The sequence below is a fragment of the Vibrio splendidus genome, assembly GCF_002873455.1.
Lineage (GTDB): Bacteria > Pseudomonadota > Gammaproteobacteria > Enterobacterales > Vibrionaceae > Vibrio > Vibrio splendidus_J.
Window position 1 is genome coordinate 1 of record NZ_MCUN01000029.1, and the last position, 324, is coordinate 324.

Sequence of the window (324 nt, forward strand, 5' to 3'; positions counted from 1 at the left end):
TGTTTGTTGTGTTTATCTAATGAAAGATAAACATTGAGAACTTTTAAATTTGATTGAATTACTCGTAAGTAATCAATCAGTCAGCTTTCCAAATTGTTAAAGAGCATAAAGCAAAAAGCTTTAATCAATAACTTACGTTATTAATTAAAGCTCTGGCTTTAACTAAATCTAAACCATCAATCTGTGTGGACACTCATCGTAAGTATCTTCGTATAAGGAGGTGATCCAGCCCCAGGTTCCCCTAGGGCTACCTTGTTACGACTTCACCCCAGTCATGAACCACAAAGTGGTGAGCGTCCTCCCCGAAAGGTTAAACTACCCACT

1 rRNA gene is annotated in these 324 nt (G+C 37.7%); it reads right to left on the reverse strand.

Features of this window, described 5'->3' with window-relative positions:
• Positions 1-213: 213 nt before the first annotated feature.
• A 16S ribosomal RNA gene (locus tag BCU75_RS18590) occupies positions 214-324 on the reverse strand; the annotation flags it as partial.